We start from the raw sequence: 615 nt of genomic DNA, 5'->3' as shown, positions 1-615 counted from the left end.
CGCAGGGCCAAAAAACCGATCCGAGGCATTGGTTGGACGCCAAAGACCCTCGGGCGTTTCCACCTGAATGGGCGCATCGATCACAATGGTGTTGGGGCTATAGCCACTGTCCAACGCCGCTGCGTACACAAATGGCTTAAAGCTTGAGCCGGGCTGCCGCGTGGCTTGGGTGGCGCGGTTAAAAACCGAATATTGATAGGAAAAGCCGCCTTGCATCGCCAAAACGCGGCCCGTGTTCACATCCATCGCCATGAAGGCCCCTTGCACCTCGGGGATTTGGCGCAAGGAATAATGCCGTGGCCCTGTGTCATCCTCAACAGGCAGAACATGGATCACATCCCCGCGCGCAAGCAGGTCATCGGCAGAATTGGCCGCGCTGCCTGTTGTGCCATCTTCGCGCAAAGGGCGCGCCCAAGTGACATCATCGGCCAAGATGCGACCCGTTTCGCCATCCTCAAAGGCAATCAGCGCATCACCGCCCTCGAACCCCGTCACAGCAGCCACACGCCACTGATCCACATCGCGCGGGATTTCCGCAGCTGAGAGCGCCTCGGCCAAACTGGCCGCATCATCAAGGGCTGCCACATCAAGTTGCGCCAAGGCCCCCCGCCAAAC

At 60.0% G+C, this 615-nt stretch carries 1 protein-coding gene; it reads right to left on the bottom strand.

Annotated features, from left to right (window positions below; genetic code table 11):
* On the bottom strand, positions 1–615 hold a 615-nt coding region (locus ACR0IO_RS23225; protein WP_480745235.1), incomplete at both ends, for a penicillin-binding transpeptidase domain-containing protein.

The organism is Ruegeria sp. CE12 (assembly GCF_056537525.1).
The sequence above is the reverse complement of the archived record's forward strand: the minus strand, read 5'-3'. Positions and strand labels throughout refer to the sequence as shown.